The organism is Pseudomonas sp. 5Vm1k, from assembly GCF_056161485.1.
On sequence record NZ_JBSPCZ010000009.1, the window covers coordinates 273,684 to 291,471 of the forward strand.

Here is a 17,788-nt window from a genome sequence, read left to right on the forward strand (position 1 = left end):
GGCGCGCGTGCGGTGTGCCGAGGATACTTGGCCTGTCCGCCGGATGCCCGGGAAAACCGTTTAAGGAAGCTGTTTATGCGCCTGAGTCCCCGCGTTCTTGCCTTGTGTGTCGGACTGCTCGTCAGCCATCAGGCGACAGCGGCTGAACTGCCGCAACGTTGGGTCAGCGCCGGTGGCGCCCTGTCCGAGTGGGTGAGCGCGTTGGGTGGCGAATCGAAACTGGTCGGCGTCGATACCACCAGCCAGCATCCGGAGTCCCTCAAGGCCCTGCCGAGCATCGGTTATCAGCGGCAGTTGTCGGCGGAAGGCATCTTGAGCCTGCGCCCGCAGATTCTGGTCGGCACCGAAGAAATGGGGCCGCCGCCGGTGCTTTCGCAGATTCGCACGGCGGGCGTTCAAGTCGAGCTGTTCTCGGCCCAGCCGGATTTGCCCGCACTGCAAAGTAACCTGGAGCATCTGGGCAAGTTGCTCGGTGCTGAGGCTCAGGCATCCCAAGCCTTGCAGGCGTATCAGCAGCAACTGGATCAGCAAAAGGTCCGGGTTACCCAGGCGCAGCTCAAGCAGAAAGCGCCGGGCGTGCTGTTGTTGCTCGGACATATGGGCGGCAAGCCGATGATTGCCGGCAAGGACACTGCCGCCGATTGGTTGCTGCAACAGGCCGGCGGCCACAATCTGGCAACGCATACCGGTTACAAACCGTTTTCCAACGAATCCCTGGCCAGCCTGAACCCTGAAGTGCTGGTGTTCGCCGATCGCGCCCTGACCGGCGACGCGGCCCGTGCGGCGTTGTTCAAAGAGAATCCAATCCTGTCTTCGACTCGCGCGGCCAAGGCTGGGCGAGTGATGGAACTCGACCCGACTTTGTTGGTGGGCGGGCTCGGACCGCGATTGCCCGAGGCGCTGAAAAAGCTGTCTGACGGTTTTTATCCCGGCGCGACCGGCCAATGACCACGCTGGTTAAACCTCGCGCGCTGTTTATTGGCCTGAGTGTGCTGTGTTTGCTGGCGATCTGGTTGTCGTTGGCTCTTGGCCCCGTGAGCTTGCCATTGCTCGACACTTTGCGTGCTGCGCTGCGCCTGATCGGTGTGCCGATTGCGCCCGATGGACTGGAGCAGGCTGAACTGATCCTCGGGCAGATTCGCCTGCCACGAACCTTGTTGGGCCTTGCGGTCGGGGGCGTGCTGGCGTTGTCCGGGGTGGCGATGCAGGGCTTGTTTCGCAATCCATTGGCCGATCCGGGGCTGGTGGGGGTTTCCAGCGGTGCAGCACTGGGCGCGGCGATTGCGATTGTCGGCGGCTCGGCGTTCGGCGGCTTGCCCGAGTCCTTCGGGCCTTATCTTCTGTCGTTGTGCGCCTTTCTGGGCGGGCTAGGGGTGACGGCGCTGGTGTATCGACTGGGCCGGCGTAACGGCCAAACCAACGTTGCAACTATGTTGCTGGCGGGGATCGCGTTGACGGCGCTGGCCGGTTCGGCCGTGGGTTTGTTTACCTATCTGGCGGACGACGCAACCTTGCGCACGCTGACGTTCTGGAACCTGGGCAGCCTCAACGGCGCCAGTTATTCGCGGCTCTGGCCGTTGCTGTTGGTCACTGCTGGTGTGGCGCTGTGGTTACCGCGCAGGGCCAAAGCGCTGAATGCTTTGTTACTAGGCGAGTCGGAGGCGGGCCACCTGGGCATTGATGTCGAAGGGCTCAAGCGTGAATTGGTGTTCTGCACCGCGCTGGGTGTCGGCGCGGCGGTGGCGGCGGCAGGCATGATTGGCTTTGTCGGGCTGGTGGTGCCGCATCTGGTGCGGCTGCTGGCCGGGCCGGATCACAAGGTATTGTTGCCGGCCTCAGTGCTGGCGGGGGCCAGTCTGCTGCTGTTCGCCGATCTGGTGGCGCGCCTGGCCCTGGCGCCGGCCGAGTTGCCGATCGGTATCGTCACGGCGTTTATTGGTGCGCCATTCTTTCTGTTTTTGCTGCTCAGGAGGCCTGCCTGATGCTGCGCACGGAAAACCTGTTGATCCGCCGGGGCAGCAAAACCGTGCTGACGGATATCACCCTCGAACTCAAACCCGGCGAAGTGCTGGGCGTGTTGGGACCAAACGGGGCTGGCAAGAGTACGTTGCTCGGCGCGTTGTGCGGTGAACTGCATCCCGATGAAGGACGTGTCTGGCTGGATGAGCAGGAGTTGCGGCATTGCACCGGCGTCCAGCGCGCTCAACGGCTGGCAGTGTTACCGCAAGTGTCGACACTGGACTTCGGCTTTCGCGTCGAGGAAGTGGTCGGCATGGGCCGCTTGCCCTATCAGACTGGCCGGGTGCGCGATGATGAAATCGTCGCCGCCGCATTAGGCGCCGCCGATGCCGGGCATCTGAGCGGTCGCAGTTATTTGGCGCTGTCCGGCGGCGAACGTCAGCGTGTGCATCTGGCGAGGGTATTGGCGCAGCTCTGGCCGGGGGAGGCGGGGCAGACGTTACTGCTGGATGAGCCGACCTCGATGCTCGATCCGCTGCATCAGCACACCACACTGCAAGCGGTGCGCGAATTCGCTGATCGCGGTGCGGCGGTGATGGTGATCCTGCATGATCTGAACCTGGCGGCGCGTTATTGTGATCGCCTGTTGCTGCTCGAAGGCGGGCGCCCGGTGGCGCTGGATACGCCGGAGCAAGTGCTGCGCCCGGAACCGCTCAAAGCGGTGTTCGGCCTGGAAGTGCTGGTGCAACCGCACCCGGAGCGTGGGCATCCGCTGATCATCGCCCGCTGAGTCACTCATCGAGGTGAGAACATGCGAGGGATTTTGCTGCTGGCTGTGCTTTTGCTGAGTGCCTGTCAGCACGTTTCGGCACCGCCACCGATTACCGGCCAGATTCGCGATTTTCGCAGCGGTCAGTCACTGACGGCGCCAGAACTGGTTGCGCGATTGGCCAAGCCTGAGCGGCTGATCGTCGGCGAGCAGCACGACAACCGCGATCACCATCAACTGCAATTGTGGTTGCTCCAGGAGCTGGGGCAGCGGCGAGCACAAGGCAGCCTATTGCTGGAAATGCTCACGCCGGATCAACAACCGCGCGTCGATGACGTGCGCCATGCCTCGACGTTGCCAACTGATCTTCCCGGCGCATTGGCCTGGCAATCTGGTTGGGACTGGGATTTGTATGGGCCGATTGTGCGTTTTGCCTTGAGTCAGCCTTACTCACTGCTGTCGGCCAATCTGGACAACGCTGAAGTTCGTGCCTTCTACGCCCAATCCCCGACCGTGAGCGGTTCGCGCTCCAATGCCCCGTCGGTCAAGAAAGAGTTGCTGGCGCAAATCAGCGGGTCCCATTGCGGCCTGCTGCCCACCTCACAAATGCCGGCCATGCTGGCGGTGCAACAGCAACGTGATCGGCGTATGGCGCAGCGACTACTCGCGGCGCCGACCCCGTCAATGCTGTTGGCCGGTGCCTACCATGCGCGCAAGGATGTCGGTGTGCCGCTGCATGTGCTGGATCTGGGCGAACCCGAAGCGCCAATCGTCTTGATGCTGGCAGAGCAGGGCAGTGAGGTCACGTCGGCCATGGCCGATTACGTCTGGTACACGCCTGCTACGCCGGCGCAGGATTATTGCGCGGAGATGCGTAAGCAGATGGGCAAGTAAGTTAGAGCGACTTTTCCACAGGCAAAAAAAGACCCGGCAAGAGCCGGGTCAAATAACCGTGATTAGCCTGATGAGGAGATAATCTGAGAGTCCGAACCAAGGGCTTTTCAGAATATCGACCAGTCTCGCGACCAGTTGTGATAATCATAGCGATTCTCATTACCAAGTCAACCGCTGTTTCTCATTAATTTTAGATTCGTCTGGAAGCCCCGTATTCATTGGGCTTCAACCCGGAATTTTAGCGGCGCTCAGTTGGGTGATCTGTTTGTTCAGCAGACCGATGCGCCGCGCCATGCTCTCGATCAGGCTGTGGGCGATCTTCGGATTGCTTTGCGTCAGGCTCAGAAACTGGTCTTTGGGAATCAGCATCACCGTGCTCGGTTCGCTGGTGATCACACTGGCATTGCGTTTCTCGCCGGTGAACACCGCCATGGCGCCGAAAATCTCATCCTTGGGCACGTCGCCGACTTTATATCCGTCGACAAACGCTTCGGCGTGGCCTTCGATGATGACGAACACATGGTCCGGCTCATCGCCTTGCTGAATCAGCACTTCGCCCCTGGCCACACGCTGAAAGCCGTGGGTGCTGCGAAATTCGGGTTGTTTCAGGCGCGCGACAGCGTCTGACAGCAGGGAAGTCTGGCCGCCCAGGTATTGCAGGAATAACTCCGAGCGTTGCGGGTCGGCATAAATATGCTGGAACACTTCGGCACGCAGATAGGGAATCAAGGACAGCGGGCCGTCGCTGCGCAAGCGGCAATGGGGCAGTTCAACGTCCTGGCGCAGACCGACCAGGTCGCCCTCGTGCAAATAGAACAAGGCGCGCTCATCGACGCAACCATGCAGCAAACCGCTGTCCAGCAAGAACAGCTGATCGCCGGGCAGTACCGTCGAGAGGTCTTCAACAGCAGGCAGTTCCAAGACCGGGCCGCAGGGTGATAACCCCTCCAGCAACCGGGCAGGCATGTTTTGCAGGCGGTTGATCAATGCGTCGGCGTAAGCCGGTTGTTCCCCGAGCAGGTACATGGCGATGGCGCATGTTCAATTTTTGTGGCGTGAAGAGATGGCTTCCAGTTGTTTGTTCAGGGCTTCCTTGCGTTCGGCAGGGATGTCGTTCCAGTGCACATCCATCAGCGCGCCTTCGATCGCATACAGCAACACCTTGGACGCCCGGAACCCGCGCGTGCGTACGGCCCGATAAGCGTCCACCGCCCCCAGGCGACGCAAGTCCGAAGCGCTGTGGATGCCCACGGCATGCAGCCACTGCGCTGACGTCTTGCCAAGATTCTTCAGGTGTTGCAGTTCATCATTCATCAAGCCTCCTTGCGACGGCCGAACGGTGCGTGGGCGAGCCTTTGAGGAGTGTAGCCATCAGTAGGAAAAGCGTGATTGTTTGGTCGGTTTCGACGCAAAAGCTTCTAAGAGGCGGGTGTTTGGCAGCGAAGGAATGTCTGCGAACGCAGTGGAAGGAGGGCAGCGCAAACCCTTGTGGGAGCGGGCTTGCTCGCGAAAGCGGTGTGTCAGGCGAAATGAATGTTGAATGTTAAACCGCTTTCGCGAGCAAGCCCGCTCCCACAGGGATTGCGTCGTGTCAGGGGATCAGCGGGTGCGATAACGCAGGCGTGTCCCGAAATTCATCGACATCAGGATCTCGTCGGCACTCAGCTCTGGCGGGAAGTAGGCGCCGGAGATTTGCGCATGGGCCAGGCTCGCGCCTTCCAGGGACGCATTGCGAAAGTCGATACCGCGCAAGTCGGCGGAACGGAAGTACGCATCGGTGAAGTCGACGCCGTCGGCGTTCAGCTCACGCAGGTCAAGACCACGGAAATCGCCACCAACCATATCGATTGGGCCGTCCACCGGACGCTCCTTGTTAAAACCTGTGATGTCGTCTTTGTGCAGCAAGGCATAAAGCGGGGTGTCGAGAAGTTTCGGCTGGCTCATGTCACATCACCTGTTGGTTTTATGACGCCAGTATAGTGCCACTATTTGACAGCCGTGAAGCCGGCGAAGGCTCCACGGCTGAAATAGTTTCTTACAGGCCTGGCATGCGTTGGCGAATCTGCGCCACGACAGTGTCCAAAGTCCCGCTTTCATTGGTCTGAACGCGTTTGCTGCAAAGAATCTCGGCTGGCGTCAGCGCTTCGCGACTGGCTTGCTGGGCGGCAATAACGGCCAGGTTGGCGTCGGACGGATCTTTTTTGTCTGCTTGGCGCAGGGCCAGCCAGCTCTCTATTACAGCTTGCGGCGCATTGCAGTCCAGAATCAGGAACGGTGCACCAGTGGCTTCGGCAATTTTTGCCGCGCCGTCACGCTGATCGCGCTTGAGGTAGGTGGCATCGATCACCACCGGGAAACCGGCGCGCAGGATCACCGAGGCGATTTCATGCAGGTGGGTGTAAGTCGCGGCGCTGGCGTCGGCGCTATAAATACCGGCCTGTGGATCGTTCGGCACGGTTTGTTCGCCGAACAGGCGTTTGCGCTCTACATCGGAACGCAGGCGAATTGCGCCCAACGCTTCTACCAGGCGCATGGCAACGCGGCTCTTGCCGACAGCGGATACGCCGTGGGTAATGGCCAGGAAACGTGAAGGGATGGTGCTATAGCTTTCCGCCAGGTTGGCGTAGTTGCGGTACTGGCGCAACGTGGTGGCGCGCTGCACCGGGTCGGCCTCGGCTGGCATGCTGAACAGGCTGACCTTGGCACGAACCAGTGCGCGGTAGGCTTTATAGAAGTTCAGCAGTTCAAGACCCTGATAGTCGCCGGTCAGCTCCAGGTACTGGCTGATAAAGCGGCGTGCCAGGCTCTTCAGGCCACGGTCTTCAAGGTCCATCGCCAGGAAACCGGTGTCGGCGTAGACGTCGGTGAAGCGGAATGGCTCGTTGAATTCGATGCAGTCGAAGATCACGACCTTGCCGTCGATCACAGTCGCGTTACCCAGGTGAATGTCACCGTGGCATTCGCGGATGAAACCGTCAGCCTTGCGTTGGGCAAACAGTGGCTTGAGGCGTTCGAAGCTGCTTTCGGCCCAGGCTTGCAGAGCGTCGAGTTGCAACAGGTCGGCCTTGTCGCTGAGGAACGGACGGATCTGCTCGAAGTTCTGGCGTACTGGCGCCATCACGCTGTCCGGGGTGCCGGCTTCGTGTTCGGCCGGTACTTTCGGCGCGGTAAGGTGGAACTGCGCAATTTGCGCCGCCATCTCGTCGATGTGCGCGGTGGTCAGCTCGCCGTTGGCCTGCAGGGTGCTGAGCAATTGGCTTTGCGGGAACTGGCGCATTTTCAGTGCGTAATCGACAACCGGACCATCGCCGCCCAGTTGTGGTGCTTCGGCGCTGCCGGTGATCGGCAACACTTCCAGATACAAGTCGTTGGTCAGACGCTGGTTAAGGCGCAGCTCTTCGCCGCAGAAATGTTCACGGGCGTCGAGGTTGGTGAAGTCGAGGAAGCCGAAATTTACCGGCTTCTTCACTTTATAAGCAAAGGGACCCGTAAGGATGACCCAGGAGATATGGGTCTCGATAACCTGGAACCCGTCGACGGGATGCGGGTAGAGGGCCGGGTTTTGCAGGGCGGCGATCAGGGACTGGCTCACAGGCGATCCTTCAGAGTCTGGGGGAAAATTCACGGCCGTCATTATGGCTGCAAGTCCGGCTGACGCAAACCTCGGCAGGCTCCTGTTGAGTATGAATAAAGTGCGTATAATCCGCCGCCATGACTCGTACTCGATCCCCTCGCAGCAAAAAAAAACCACCTTCCAAGGGCCTTAGCCCCTGGCTGAGCTGGGCCATTAAACTCAGCCTGGTCGGCCTCGTCGTGCTCGCCGGGTTTGCGGTTTACCTCGACGCCATCGTCCAGGAGAAGTTCTCCGGCAAGCGCTGGACCATTCCGGCCAAGGTGTATGCCCGCCCGCTCGAGCTGTTTACCGGCCAGAAGCTGAGCAAGGACGACTTCCTTACCGAACTCGACGCCTTGGGCTACCGGCGCGAAGCTGTGAGCAACGGCCCCGGTGCTGCGGCGGTCAACGGCAATACCGTCGACTTGAATACCCGCGGCTTCCAGTTTTATGAAGGCATGGAGAAGCCCCAACCCGTACGGGTTCGGTTCTCCGGCGACTATGTGGCCGAACTCTCGGCGACCAACGGTTCGAAGCTTTCTGTGGTGCGGCTCGAGCCGCTGATGATCGGCGGGATTTACCCGAAAAACCTCGAAGACCGCATTCTGATCAAGCTCGATCAGGTTCCGCCGTACCTGCTCGACACCCTCGTTGCGGTGGAAGATCGGGATTATTACAGCCACTGGGGCGTGTCTCCCAAGTCGATTGCCCGAGCTATTTGGGTCAACACTTCTGGTGGCAAGATGACCCAGGGTGGCAGTACGCTGACGCAGCAGTTGGTCAAAAACTTCTACCTGACCAATGAGCGCAGCCTGACCCGCAAACTCACCGAAGCCATGATGGCGATGTTGCTTGAGCTGCATTACAACAAACAGGACATTCTTGAGGCTTACCTCAACGAAGTGTTCGTTGGCCAGGATGGTCAGCGCGCGGTGCACGGTTTCGGCCTGGCCAGTCAGTTTTTTTTCGGGCAGCCATTGTCTGAGCTGAAACTGCATCAAGTCGCGTTACTGGTGGGCATGGTCAAGGGACCGTCCTATTACAACCCGCGTCGCAATCCTGAGCGTGCGCTTGAACGGCGCAACCTGGTGCTCGATGTGCTTGAGCAGCAAGGCGTCGCCACCGCCGAACAGGTCGCTGCAGCGAAGGCTATGCCGTTGGGCGTGACCACTCGCGGCAAATTGGCCGACAGCTCGTTCCCGGGCTTTATCGATCTGGTCAAACGTCAGTTGCGTGAAGACTATCGCGACGAAGACTTGACCGAAGAAGGCCTGCGGATTTTCACCAGTTTCGATCCGATCCTGCAGATGAAAGCCGAAGCGTCGGTCAACGACACCTTTAAACGACTGGCCGGGCGCAAAGGTTCGGATGATGTCGAAGCGGCCATGGTCGTGACCAACCCGGAAACCGGCGAAGTTCAGGCCATGATCGGCAGCCGTCAGGCGAGTTTTGCCGGTTTCAACCGTGCACTGGATGCGGTACGGCCGATCGGCTCGTTGATCAAGCCGGCGGTTTATCTGACAGCCCTTGAGAAACCAAGCCAGTACACTTTGACCAGTTGGCTGTCGGATGACACCTTTTCGGTGAAGGGCGCGGACGGTCAGGTCTGGAAACCGCAGAACTACGACCGCCGCTCCCATGGCACGGTGTTCCTGTATCAAGGATTGGCGCATTCCTACAACCTGTCGACCGCACGTCTCGGGTTGGAGCTAGGTGTGCCGAACGTTCTCAAGACTTTGGCGCGCCTGGGTGTGAGTCGCGAGTTCCCGGCGTTCCCGTCGATGCTCTTGGGTGCGGGTGGTTTGACGCCGATGGAAGTGGCGACCATGTACCAGACCCTGGCTAACGGCGGTTTCAATACGCCGATGCGCGGGATTCGCAGTGTGCTGACCGCCGAGGGCGAGCCGCTCAAGCGTTATCCGTTCCAGATTCAGCAGCGCTTCGATCCCGCGTCGATTTTCCTGATTCAGAGCGCCATGCAGCGAGTCATGCGTGAAGGCACCGGCAGCTCTGTCTACAACGTGCTGCCCAAGACTCTGACATTGGCCGGTAAAACCGGTACCAGTAACGATTCCCGTGACAGCTGGTTCGCCGGTTTCAGCCAGGATCTGCTGGCGGTGGTCTGGCTGGGACGCGACGATAACGGCAAGACGCCGTTCACCGGTGCCACCGGTGCGTTGCAGGTCTGGACCAGTTTCATGCGCAAGGCCGATCCGCTGCCGCTGGATATGCCGCAGCCGGATAACATTGTTCAGGCCTGGGTTGATTCGCGCACCGGGCAGGGCTCCGATGCCAACTGCCCAGGTGCGGTGCAGATGCCGTATATTCGCGGCAGCGAACCGCCTCCCGGCGCCGCTTGCGGTGGTCAAACCCCTGCTTCCGGTGAAACGGTGATGGATTGGGTCAAGGGCTGGATGAATTAAGCAAAGAGGGTTTCAAGTGAACAAGTGGTTGATTCCAGCAGTTACCGCCGTGGCTTTGCTCAGCGGTTGCTCCACCGTACAGCGCGGTTCGATCCCGGTTGTGGATTCCGGCAGCGCAGTGTCGAACAGTGAGCGGATTTCGGCGAATGGCGGTTTCCGTCAGACAACCGTGAAACGTCCTGCACAAGCCCAGACCCAGGCAATCCCGCAAGGTGATACCGGTGTGGTGGTGATGGTTCCAGGCGGTGGCGCCGTTTCCTCGGCACCGATCAGCACTTCGCCGATCACTCCAGGTCCGATCACGCCGGGGCCGATTGATACGTCGCCGGTTCAGTCTGCGCCGATCAATCAGGGCAGCTACAGCATGCCGTCGACGCCGAGCGGGATTCCGTCGGCGAGTACCGGTGGTGGCTTGTCTGCGGACGAGCAGTTGGACGGTCCAGTGTTGGCATTGCTGACTACCGCTCAACAGCAACAGGCCGGTGGCGACCTCAATGGCGCGTCCTCCAGCCTGGAGCGTGCGCAACGTGTTGCGCCACGTGAGCCGCAAGTGCTTTATCGCCTGGCGCAAGTGCGCATGGCCCAAGGCGATGCACCACAGGCCGAGCAGTTCGCGCGTCGTGGTCTGACGTTCGCCAATGGTCGTCCGGATCTTCAGGCCAACCTGTGGGAATTGATCGCTCAGGCGCGTGAGAAACAGGGTGATTCCGCTGGCGCAGCACTGGCCCGTCAGAAGGCCAAGGTTGCGCTGTGATGGATGCACGTTTCCCAAAGATTGCCGAGCAGTTGCTGCTGATCGAGCGTGAGCTGCGGGTTCAGGGCTGGTGGGACGATGTCTCTCCGAGTGCTGAAGCGCTGTCCAGTGTCGAGCCGTTTTCGGTCGACACACTGGACTTCGAGCAATGGCTGCAATGGATCTTCTTGCCGCGCATGAAGGCGATCCTGGAACAGGATCTGCCGCTGCCCAATGCGTCGGGCATTCAGGAGATGGCCGAAATGGTCTTCGCCGCTCGCAATGTCCAGGGCAAGGATCGGCAGCTTCAGGTCCTGCTCAAAGAGTTTGACCTGCTGATCACCGCCTCCCGCTGACACTGATCCTTTGTAGGAGCGAAGCTTGCTCGCGAAGGCGGCGTAACATTCAGCTCATTTGTTGAAGGTTACGCCGCCTTCGCGAGCAAGCTTCGCTCCTACAGGGGTTATTGGCAGTTATCTGCAATCTGTTTCTGTGCTTCGGTCATGCGCTCCTGACGTGTCTGGTCAGTCAGGCGTTGCATCTCGCCATCGACCTCTTCCCGTAGTCGCGGATTGTTCTGCAGTTGAGCGAGGTTCGTCCGCGCCTGCTCACAGAACGCCTTGAGCTGGGCTTGCTGCTCGGCCACCTGCTTTTTCACAGTCTTATCGATGGCCTTCTGATCGCCAAGCACATTGCTGCGTTCAGGTGCGGGCGGTTTGCCGGCGGGCGAGGCGGGCGTGACCACCGTTGTGGCTTGCTGGTCTTGGGGCGGCTGGGCGTCGAAGTGGGTCACGCCTTGGGCATCTACCCACTTATAGATCTGAGCGGCCATGCACAAAGGGCTCAGGCTGATCAGCAGACTGGCGGTGAAGAAGAACGTACGCATGCCATTTCCTTGTCATAAGTTGCGCAATTGAAGCTAACACACTCGCGGTTTACGGGTTTTTTCTTGCGTTCTCATGTGCTTACTCACAATAAAGCACATAGACGACTTGACTTGCAGGGGACGAAACAGAAGAATCCAAAGTCCGCTGTAGAGGGACTGCCAGAAGCAGACCCACTCGGTAGATCATGAGGCGCATACCCGCGCCGACCTGTTACACCCGCAACGCGTTACCTCGCGCTGGGTGGGAAAGGCCCGCAACACTTGGGACGATCCCAATACTTGCTCAGTCAGTGCTGACGTAGTCGGCGACCACCGTCGCTCATGCTCTGCCGAGAAGTAAACCTATTAAGACCCGTCCTTATTTGTGTGGACGGTATTCTGGCGTTTTAGAGGTGAACAACGTGGAGCTTTTATCTGGCGGTGAGATGCTCGTCCGCTTTTTGCGTGACGAAGGCGTCAAATATATCTACGGGTACCCGGGTGGTGCTCTTCTTCATGTCTACGATGCCCTGTTCAAAGAACCGGAAGTAACCCACATCCTGGTTCGCCACGAACAAGCGGCTACCCATATGGCTGACGGCTATGCCCGTGCCACCGGTAAAGCCGGCGTGGTACTGGTGACTTCCGGTCCTGGCGCAACAAACGCCATCACCGGTATCGCCACCGCTTATATGGACTCCATTCCAATGGTAGTCATTTCCGGCCAGGTGCCTAGCACCATGGTGGGTACCGATGCGTTCCAGGAAACCGACATGATCGGTATCTCCCGGCCGATCGTGAAGCACAGCTTCATGATCAAGCACGCCTCGGAAATCCCGGAAGTCATGAAGAAGGCGTTCTACCTGGCGCAATCCGGTCGTCCTGGTCCAGTCGTTGTCGATATCCCGAAAGACATGACCAACCCGGCCGAGAAGTTCGAATACGTCTTCCCGAAAAAAGCCAAGCTGCGTTCCTACAGCCCGGCCGTTCGCGGTCACTCCGGGCAAATCCGCAAGGCGGCAGAAATGCTCCTGGCGGCCAAGCGTCCTGTGATGTACGCAGGCGGCGGCGTGATCCTCGGTGGTGGCTCCGCGCCGCTGACCGAGTTGGCCAAGATGCTCAACCTGCCAGTGACCAATACCCTGATGGGCCTGGGTGCCTACCCTGGCACCGACCGTCAGTTCATCGGCATGCTCGGTATGCACGGCAGCTACACCGCCAACCTGGCGATGCACCATGCTGACGTGATTCTGGCAGTCGGCGCACGTTTCGATGACCGTGTGATCAACGGCCCGGCGAAGTTCTGCCCGAATGCCAAGATCATTCACATCGACATCGACCCGGCTTCGATCTCCAAGACCATCAAGGCCGACGTGCCTATCGTTGGTCCGGTCGAGAGTGTCCTGAGCGAAATGGTCGCGATCCTCAAGGAAATCGGCGAGACCCCGAACAAGGAGTCCGTGGCCAGTTGGTGGAAGCAGGTTGATGAATGGCGCGGTGATCGCGGCCTGTTCCCTTACGACAAGGGCGACGGCAGCGTCATCAAGCCGCAGACCGTGATCGAAACCCTGTGCGAAGTGACCAATGGCGATGCCTATGTCGCCTCCGACGTGGGTCAGCACCAGATGTTCGCGGCGCAGTACTACAAGTTCAACAAGCCGAACCGCTGGATCAACTCCGGTGGCCTGGGCACCATGGGCTTCGGTTTCCCGGCGGCCATGGGCATCAAGTTGAGCTTCCCGGATGCCGATGTCGTCTGCGTGACGGGCGAGGGCAGCATCCAGATGAACATTCAGGAACTGTCCACCTGTCTGCAATATGGCTTGCCGGTCAAAATCGTCATCCTGAACAACGGTGTTCTGGGTATGGTTCGCCAGTGGCAAGACATGAGTTATGGCAGCCGTCACTCGCATTCCTACATGGAGTCGTTGCCTGATTTCGTCAAGCTGGCCGAGGCTTATGGTCACGTTGGCGTACGCATCACCGATTCGAAAGATTTGAAGTCGAAGATGGAAGAGGCGTTCGCCATGAAAGATCGACTGGTGATCATCGATGTTTCGGTCGACACCAGCGAGCACGTCTACCCGATGCAGATCAAAGACGGCTCCATGCGCGATATGTGGCTGAGCAAGACGGAGCGTACTTAATCATGCGGCACATTATTTCCTTGCTTCTGGAAAACGAACCGGGCGCTCTGTCTCGTGTAGTCGGCCTGTTCTCGCAGCGCAACTACAACATCGAAAGCCTGACCGTGGCACCGACCGAAGACCCGACTCTGTCGCGCCTGACGTTGACCACAGTTGGTCACGATGAAGTGATCGAGCAGATCACCAAGAACCTGAACAAGTTGATCGAAGTGGTCAAATTGGTCGACCTGTCGGAAAGTGCTCACATCGAGCGCGAACTGATGCTGGTCAAGGTCAAGGCTACCGGTGCCCAGCGCGCCGAGATCAAACGCACCACCGATATTTACCGTGGGCAGATCGTCGATGTCAGCGCCAGCGTGTATACCGTTCAATTGACCGGTACCAGCGACAAGCTCGATAGCTTCATTCAGTCCATCGGCACCGCTTCGATTCTGGAAACCGTCCGTAGCGGCGTAACCGGTATCGCCCGCGGCGACAAAGTACTCAGCATCTAAACCAAATTAGCGAATGGCCTGAACGGCCTGGATATATAGGGGAATTTCATGAAAGTTTATTACGAAAAAGACTGCGACCTGTCGATCATCCAGGGCAAGAAAGTTGCCATCATCGGTTACGGTTCCCAGGGTCACGCTCAAGCGTGCAACCTGAAAGACTCCGGCGTTGACGTTACTGTTGGTCTGCGTAAAGGTTCGGCCACTGTTGCCAAAGCCGAAGCTCACGGCCTGAAAGTGACTGACGTTGCTTCCGCTGTCGCGGCTGCCGACCTGGTCATGATCCTGACCCCGGACGAGTTCCAGTCTGCTTTGTACAAGAACGAAATCGAGCCGAACATCAAGAAAGGCGCCACCCTGGCGTTCTCCCACGGCTTCGCGATTCACTACAACCAAGTTGTTCCGCGCGCTGACCTCGACGTGATCATGATCGCGCCGAAAGCACCGGGCCACACCGTGCGTTCCGAGTTCGTCAAAGGCGGCGGTATCCCTGACCTGATCGCTATCTACCAGGATGCTTCGGGCAACGCCAAAAACGTTGCACTGTCCTACGCCGCTGGCGTTGGTGGCGGTCGTACCGGCATCATCGAAACCACCTTCAAGGACGAGACCGAAACCGACCTGTTCGGCGAACAAGCCGTTCTGTGCGGCGGTACCGTTGAACTGGTAAAAGCCGGTTTCGAAACCCTGGTTGAAGCTGGCTACGCGCCGGAAATGGCCTACTTCGAGTGCCTGCACGAACTGAAACTGATCGTTGACCTCATGTACGAAGGCGGTATCGCCAACATGAACTACTCGATCTCCAACAACGCTGAATACGGCGAGTACGTGACAGGTCCGGAAGTGATCAACGCCGAGTCCCGTCAGGCCATGCGCAACGCCCTGAAACGTATTCAGGACGGCGAATACGCCAAGATGTTCATCAGCGAAGGCGCAACCGGCTATCCTTCGATGACCGCTAAGCGTCGTAACAACGCCGCTCACGGTATCGAAATCATCGGCGAGCAACTGCGCTCCATGATGCCGTGGATCGGTGCCAACAAGATCGTCGACAAAGCCAAAAACTAAGTCGCACGCTTGTACGGAAAACGCGGCCTAGGCCGCGTTTTTTCGTTTGGATCGCCGGTTCTGGTATAAAGCTGCATCGTTTGCGGCCGAACCGTCGTCCCAGACACCTGTCGAAACTTTCCACCCTGTTGCAAGGTAATGTCCATGAGCGAACGTCCCGAAGAGCCAAACCAGGCTCCTGACGCCGAAAGTCTGCTGCCCATCGATGAACACATCGAGGAAGGGCATGACGCTGAAGGTCGTAAAGTCCGGCATCGTGGTATCTATCTTCTGCCGAATCTGTTCACCACTGCGAACCTGTTCGCAGGGTTCTATTCCATCATCAACTCGATGAGTGCCCAGGCTGCCTTGAGCGCCGGTGACTCGGTCAGTGCGAGCAAGTATTTTGCGTTTGCCGCCATCGCGATTTTCGTCGCCATGGTCCTCGACGGCCTGGATGGCCGGGTTGCCCGCATGACCAATACCCAGAGCGCCTTTGGTGCCGAGTACGACTCGCTGTCGGACATGGTCGCCTTTGGTGTTGCGCCGGCGTTGCTGGCATTCGGCTGGGCGTTGGGGGATATGGGTAAGGTCGGCTGGATGGTTGCCTTCATCTATGTAGCGGGTGCGGCGTTGCGCCTGGCGCGGTTCAACACTCAGGTTGGCACCGCAGACAAGCGCTACTTCATCGGTCTGGCCAGCCCGGCCGCCGCCGGTGTGGTTGCTGGGATTGTCTGGGCATTCAGTGATTACGGCATCCAGGGTTCGAAGATGTCATTCCTGGTGGCGTTGATGGTGGCGGCTGCCGGTATGCTGATGGTCAGCAACATCAAGTACAACAGCTTCAAGGAGCTGGACTTGAAAGGGCGCGTGCCTTTTGTAGCGATTCTCGCCGTGGTATTGGTGTTTGCTGTGGTCTTCAGTGATCCACCGCGCATTTTGCTGCTGGTGTTCCTCGGGTATGCGGCCTCTGGCCCGGTTCAATATCTGTTACGTCTTCGTCGGCACAAAAACGCCGAGTGATGTGATTTCCCTCATACTCCGCAGTCTATTGGTGCATCTGTCCTCCAATGCTGCGGAGTAGTCATGCTGATCAAAGTCCCCAAAACGTCTGACTGCCATGAGTCGGACGTCACGCCTGAATCCTTCTATCTATCTCGTCGTAATGTGCTCGGTGCTGCCGTGGCCGGCTTGGCCGTGAGCGGTCTTCCTCGTTGGGCGAATGCCGACGATGCTGCGCGTTATGCCGATGTCGAGCCCGGCAAGGCGCCTTCCTGGTTTGCCGAAAAGCTGCCTTCTACTAAATGGGGGGCGGTCAACGTCAAGGATGAGGCGATCACCCCGTTCAAGGATGCGACCCACTACAACAATTTCTATGAGTTCGGTACGGACAAAGGTGATCCGGCGGCGAATGCCGGTGCGCTGAAGACCGAGCCATGGAGTGTGGTGGTGGACGGGGAGGTGGGTAAGCCGGGGCGGTATGCGCTGGAAGACTTCATGAAGCCTTATCAGTTGGAGGAGCGGATCTATCGTCTTCGCTGTGTGGAGGCGTGGTCGATGGTTATTCCCTGGATCGGTTTTCCCATTTCGGCATTACTCAAGGAAGTCGAGCCGACGTCCAAAGCCAAATACATTCGCTTCGAAACCCTGGAGGATCCCAAGAGCATGTCCGGACAGCGCTCAGGTTTTGCCTTGATCGACTGGCCTTATGTAGAAGGATTGCGTCTGGATGAGGCGATGAATCCGTTAGCGATTCTTGCAGTGGGCATGTATGGCCGCGAGTTGCCGAATCAGAACGGCGCGCCTCTGCGTTTGGTGGTGCCGTGGAAGTACGGCTTCAAGAGCGTCAAATCGATTGTGCGCATCAGTCTGGTCAGCGAGCAGCCGAAGACCACCTGGCAGAGCATTGCTTCAGATGAGTATGGTTTCTATGCGAACGTGAACCCTACGGTCGATCACCCGCGTTGGACCCAGGCACGGGAGCGGCGTTTACCGAGTGGTCTGTTCAAGCCCAATGTGCGGGACACGCAGATGTTCAATGGTTACTCGGATGAAGTTGCCTCTCTATATACAGGGCTCGATTTGCGGAAGAACTACTGATGCGTTTTCCGTTTTGGCGCATAGGTGTCTTTATAGCTGCCGCGGTGTGGCCGTTGTTTTGGTTGTATCAGGCTTGGGCTGATGTGCTGGGGCCTGATCCGGGCAAAGTGCTGGTTGACCGGCTGGGGCTGGGGACGCTTGTCCTTCTGCTGATTACATTAAGCATGACCCCCCTGCAGAAGTTGACCGGTTGGGCGGGGTGGGTTGCTGTTCGGCGGCAGCTAGGGCTGTGGTGCTTTGCCTATGTAGTCCTGCATATGAGTGGGTATACGGCGTTCATTCTTGGTTTTGATTGGTCGCAGCTGGGCGTCGAGTTGCGTAAGCGGCCTTACATTATTGTCGGGACGTTGGGGTTTCTCTGTTTGCTGGTGTTGGCTGTGACATCCAATCGGTACAGTCAGCGGCGTTTGGGGGCTCGCTGGAAGAAGCTGCATCGACTGGTTTATGTGATTCTCGGTCTTGGATTGCTGCATATGCTGTGGATCGTTCGCGCGGATCTGAAGGAGTGGGCTGTCTATGCTTCTATAGGTGCGCTGCTATTAGTGTTACGCCTGCCCCCTGTAACCCGTCGAATCCCGCGTTTAATGGCCAAAAAAACACCTTCTGCAAGAAAGGCGTAATTAAGGGTTGACGGCAGATTCTGGAAGTCTATAATTCGCCCCACTTCCGGCGCAGTCGAAACGGAAAACTCCTTGGTAAACAAAGAGTTACGCAGGTTTCGGCAGCAGGTTGCTTCAGTTCATCGAA

The 17,788-nt window shown here is 58.6% G+C and carries 18 protein-coding genes; 13 read left to right on the top strand and 5 right to left on the bottom strand.

Going from position 1 to position 17,788, the window contains the following annotated elements; genetic code table 11:
• The first annotated feature begins 75 nt into the window (after nucleotides 1–75).
• Genes ACWIKB_RS19670 through ACWIKB_RS19685 form a run of 4 tightly spaced genes read left to right on the top strand, consistent with a single transcriptional unit; the run spans nucleotide 76 to nucleotide 3,622 of the window.
• Complete coding sequence (locus ACWIKB_RS19670; protein WP_475268924.1) at nucleotides 76–948, top strand: heme/hemin ABC transporter substrate-binding protein; 873 nt, start codon at nucleotides 76–78, stop codon at nucleotides 946–948.
• 50 nt (nucleotides 949–998) lie between these two features.
• Nucleotides 999–1,982 (top strand): FecCD family ABC transporter permease, encoded by a 984-nt coding sequence (locus tag ACWIKB_RS19675; RefSeq protein ID WP_475268946.1) that lies wholly within the window; start codon nucleotides 999–1,001, stop codon nucleotides 1,980–1,982.
• A complete protein-coding gene (locus ACWIKB_RS19680) occupies nucleotides 1,982–2,749 on the top strand; it encodes a heme ABC transporter ATP-binding protein (protein ID WP_475268925.1) in 768 nt (255 codons plus the stop codon). The genes ACWIKB_RS19675 and ACWIKB_RS19680 overlap by 1 nt, the downstream gene beginning before the upstream one ends.
• Nucleotides 2,750–2,770: 21 nt before the next feature.
• Nucleotides 2,771–3,622, top strand: coding sequence for a ChaN family lipoprotein (locus ACWIKB_RS19685; RefSeq protein WP_475268926.1), 852 nt, complete (start codon nucleotides 2,771–2,773; stop codon nucleotides 3,620–3,622).
• A 225-nt stretch (nucleotides 3,623–3,847) separates the two neighbouring features.
• Here ACWIKB_RS19685 and ACWIKB_RS19690 read toward each other — a convergent pair whose 3' ends face one another.
• The 4 genes from ACWIKB_RS19690 to ACWIKB_RS19705 form a co-directional block, all read right to left on the bottom strand.
• The gene (locus ACWIKB_RS19690) at nucleotides 3,848–4,648 is read right to left on the bottom strand and encodes a Crp/Fnr family transcriptional regulator (protein ID WP_475268927.1); all 801 of its coding nucleotides are present in this window, start codon (nucleotides 4,646–4,648) and stop codon (nucleotides 3,848–3,850) included.
• Nucleotides 4,649–4,663: 15 nt separating this feature from the next.
• Nucleotides 4,664–4,936, bottom strand: coding sequence for a TfoX/Sxy family protein (locus ACWIKB_RS19695; RefSeq protein ID WP_007971093.1), 273 nt, complete (start codon nucleotides 4,934–4,936; stop codon nucleotides 4,664–4,666).
• 285 nt (nucleotides 4,937–5,221) lie between these two features.
• A complete protein-coding gene (locus tag ACWIKB_RS19700) occupies nucleotides 5,222–5,566 on the bottom strand; it encodes a pentapeptide repeat-containing protein (RefSeq protein ID WP_149661078.1) in 345 nt (114 codons plus the stop codon).
• Between the two features lie 91 nt (nucleotides 5,567–5,657).
• Entirely contained in the window at nucleotides 5,658–7,214 is a 1,557-nt protein-coding gene (locus tag ACWIKB_RS19705) for a bifunctional aminoglycoside phosphotransferase/ATP-binding protein (RefSeq protein WP_475268928.1), read from the bottom strand.
• A gap of 119 nt (nucleotides 7,215–7,333) precedes the next feature.
• On the opposite strand from ACWIKB_RS19705, the gene mrcB reads away from it, so the two are divergent.
• The 3 genes from mrcB to ACWIKB_RS19720 are packed head-to-tail and all read left to right on the top strand — an operon-like array spanning nucleotide 7,334 to nucleotide 10,747.
• Nucleotides 7,334–9,658, top strand: a complete 2,325-nt coding sequence (gene mrcB / locus ACWIKB_RS19710; RefSeq protein WP_475268929.1) for a penicillin-binding protein 1B — start codon at nucleotides 7,334–7,336, stop codon at nucleotides 9,656–9,658.
• Nucleotides 9,659–9,674: 16 nt separating this feature from the next.
• A complete protein-coding gene (locus tag ACWIKB_RS19715; protein WP_475268930.1) occupies nucleotides 9,675–10,412 on the top strand; it encodes a tetratricopeptide repeat protein in 738 nt (245 codons plus the stop codon).
• Nucleotides 10,412–10,747 (top strand): YqcC family protein, encoded by a 336-nt coding sequence (locus ACWIKB_RS19720; RefSeq protein ID WP_462019592.1) that lies wholly within the window; start codon nucleotides 10,412–10,414, stop codon nucleotides 10,745–10,747. The genes ACWIKB_RS19715 and ACWIKB_RS19720 overlap by 1 nt, the downstream gene beginning before the upstream one ends.
• 107 nt (nucleotides 10,748–10,854) lie before the next feature.
• Here ACWIKB_RS19720 and ACWIKB_RS19725 read toward each other — a convergent pair whose 3' ends face one another.
• On the bottom strand, nucleotides 10,855–11,277 hold the full coding sequence (locus ACWIKB_RS19725) for a DUF4124 domain-containing protein (protein ID WP_475268931.1): 423 nt from the start codon (nucleotides 11,275–11,277) through the stop codon (nucleotides 10,855–10,857).
• 401 nt (nucleotides 11,278–11,678) lie between these two features.
• Between ACWIKB_RS19725 and ACWIKB_RS19730 the strand changes: the two genes are divergently transcribed.
• The 6 genes from ACWIKB_RS19730 (at nucleotide 11,679) to msrQ (ending at nucleotide 17,661) form a co-directional block, all read left to right on the top strand.
• Nucleotides 11,679–13,403, top strand: a complete 1,725-nt coding sequence (locus tag ACWIKB_RS19730; RefSeq protein ID WP_475268932.1) for an acetolactate synthase 3 large subunit — start codon at nucleotides 11,679–11,681, stop codon at nucleotides 13,401–13,403.
• A gap of 2 nt (nucleotides 13,404–13,405) precedes the next feature.
• Nucleotides 13,406–13,897 carry an acetolactate synthase small subunit gene (ilvN, locus tag ACWIKB_RS19735; RefSeq protein ID WP_003176102.1) on the top strand — a complete coding sequence of 164 codons (492 nt, stop codon included), beginning with the start codon at nucleotides 13,406–13,408 and terminating at the stop codon, nucleotides 13,895–13,897.
• 48 nt (nucleotides 13,898–13,945) lie between these two features.
• On the top strand, nucleotides 13,946–14,962 hold the full coding sequence (ilvC, locus tag ACWIKB_RS19740; RefSeq protein ID WP_007948647.1) for a ketol-acid reductoisomerase: 1,017 nt from the start codon (nucleotides 13,946–13,948) through the stop codon (nucleotides 14,960–14,962).
• A gap of 144 nt (nucleotides 14,963–15,106) precedes the next feature.
• Nucleotides 15,107–15,964, top strand: a complete 858-nt coding sequence (gene pssA / locus ACWIKB_RS19745) for a CDP-diacylglycerol--serine O-phosphatidyltransferase (protein WP_475268933.1) — start codon at nucleotides 15,107–15,109, stop codon at nucleotides 15,962–15,964.
• A 63-nt stretch (nucleotides 15,965–16,027) separates the two neighbouring features.
• Nucleotides 16,028–17,041 carry a protein-methionine-sulfoxide reductase catalytic subunit MsrP gene (msrP, locus tag ACWIKB_RS19750; protein ID WP_475268934.1) on the top strand — a complete coding sequence of 338 codons (1,014 nt, stop codon included), beginning with the start codon at nucleotides 16,028–16,030 and terminating at the stop codon, nucleotides 17,039–17,041.
• A complete protein-coding gene (gene msrQ / locus ACWIKB_RS19755) occupies nucleotides 17,041–17,661 on the top strand; it encodes a protein-methionine-sulfoxide reductase heme-binding subunit MsrQ (protein WP_475268935.1) in 621 nt (206 codons plus the stop codon). Before msrP ends, msrQ begins: the two co-directional genes overlap by 1 nt.
• The last annotated feature ends 127 nt before the right edge of the window (nucleotides 17,662–17,788 follow it).

Bases quoted from the DNA above. Each gene is read 5' to 3' on its own strand.
- pssA (WP_475268933.1), top strand. From the start codon at position 15,107: ATGAGCGAACGTCCCGAAGAGCCAAACCAGGCTCCTGACGCCGAAAGT.
- ACWIKB_RS19680 (WP_475268925.1), top strand. From the start codon at position 1,982: ATGCTGCGCACGGAAAACCTGTTGATCCGCCGGGGCAGCAAAACCGTG.
- ACWIKB_RS19720 (WP_462019592.1), top strand. From the start codon at position 10,412: ATGGATGCACGTTTCCCAAAGATTGCCGAGCAGTTGCTGCTGATCGAG.
- ilvC (WP_007948647.1), top strand. From the start codon at position 13,946: ATGAAAGTTTATTACGAAAAAGACTGCGACCTGTCGATCATCCAGGGC.
- ACWIKB_RS19695 (WP_007971093.1), bottom strand. From the start codon at position 4,936: ATGAATGATGAACTGCAACACCTGAAGAATCTTGGCAAGACGTCAGCG.
- ilvN (WP_003176102.1), top strand. From the start codon at position 13,406: ATGCGGCACATTATTTCCTTGCTTCTGGAAAACGAACCGGGCGCTCTG.
- ACWIKB_RS19700 (WP_149661078.1), bottom strand. From the start codon at position 5,566: ATGAGCCAGCCGAAACTTCTCGACACCCCGCTTTATGCCTTGCTGCAC.
- mrcB (WP_475268929.1), top strand. From the start codon at position 7,334: ATGACTCGTACTCGATCCCCTCGCAGCAAAAAAAAACCACCTTCCAAG.
- msrP (WP_475268934.1), top strand. From the start codon at position 16,028: ATGCTGATCAAAGTCCCCAAAACGTCTGACTGCCATGAGTCGGACGTC.
- ACWIKB_RS19725 (WP_475268931.1), bottom strand. From the start codon at position 11,277: ATGCGTACGTTCTTCTTCACCGCCAGTCTGCTGATCAGCCTGAGCCCT.
- ACWIKB_RS19670 (WP_475268924.1), top strand. From the start codon at position 76: ATGCGCCTGAGTCCCCGCGTTCTTGCCTTGTGTGTCGGACTGCTCGTC.
- ACWIKB_RS19685 (WP_475268926.1), top strand. From the start codon at position 2,771: ATGCGAGGGATTTTGCTGCTGGCTGTGCTTTTGCTGAGTGCCTGTCAG.
- ACWIKB_RS19690 (WP_475268927.1), bottom strand. From the start codon at position 4,648: ATGTACCTGCTCGGGGAACAACCGGCTTACGCCGACGCATTGATCAAC.
- msrQ (WP_475268935.1), top strand. From the start codon at position 17,041: ATGCGTTTTCCGTTTTGGCGCATAGGTGTCTTTATAGCTGCCGCGGTG.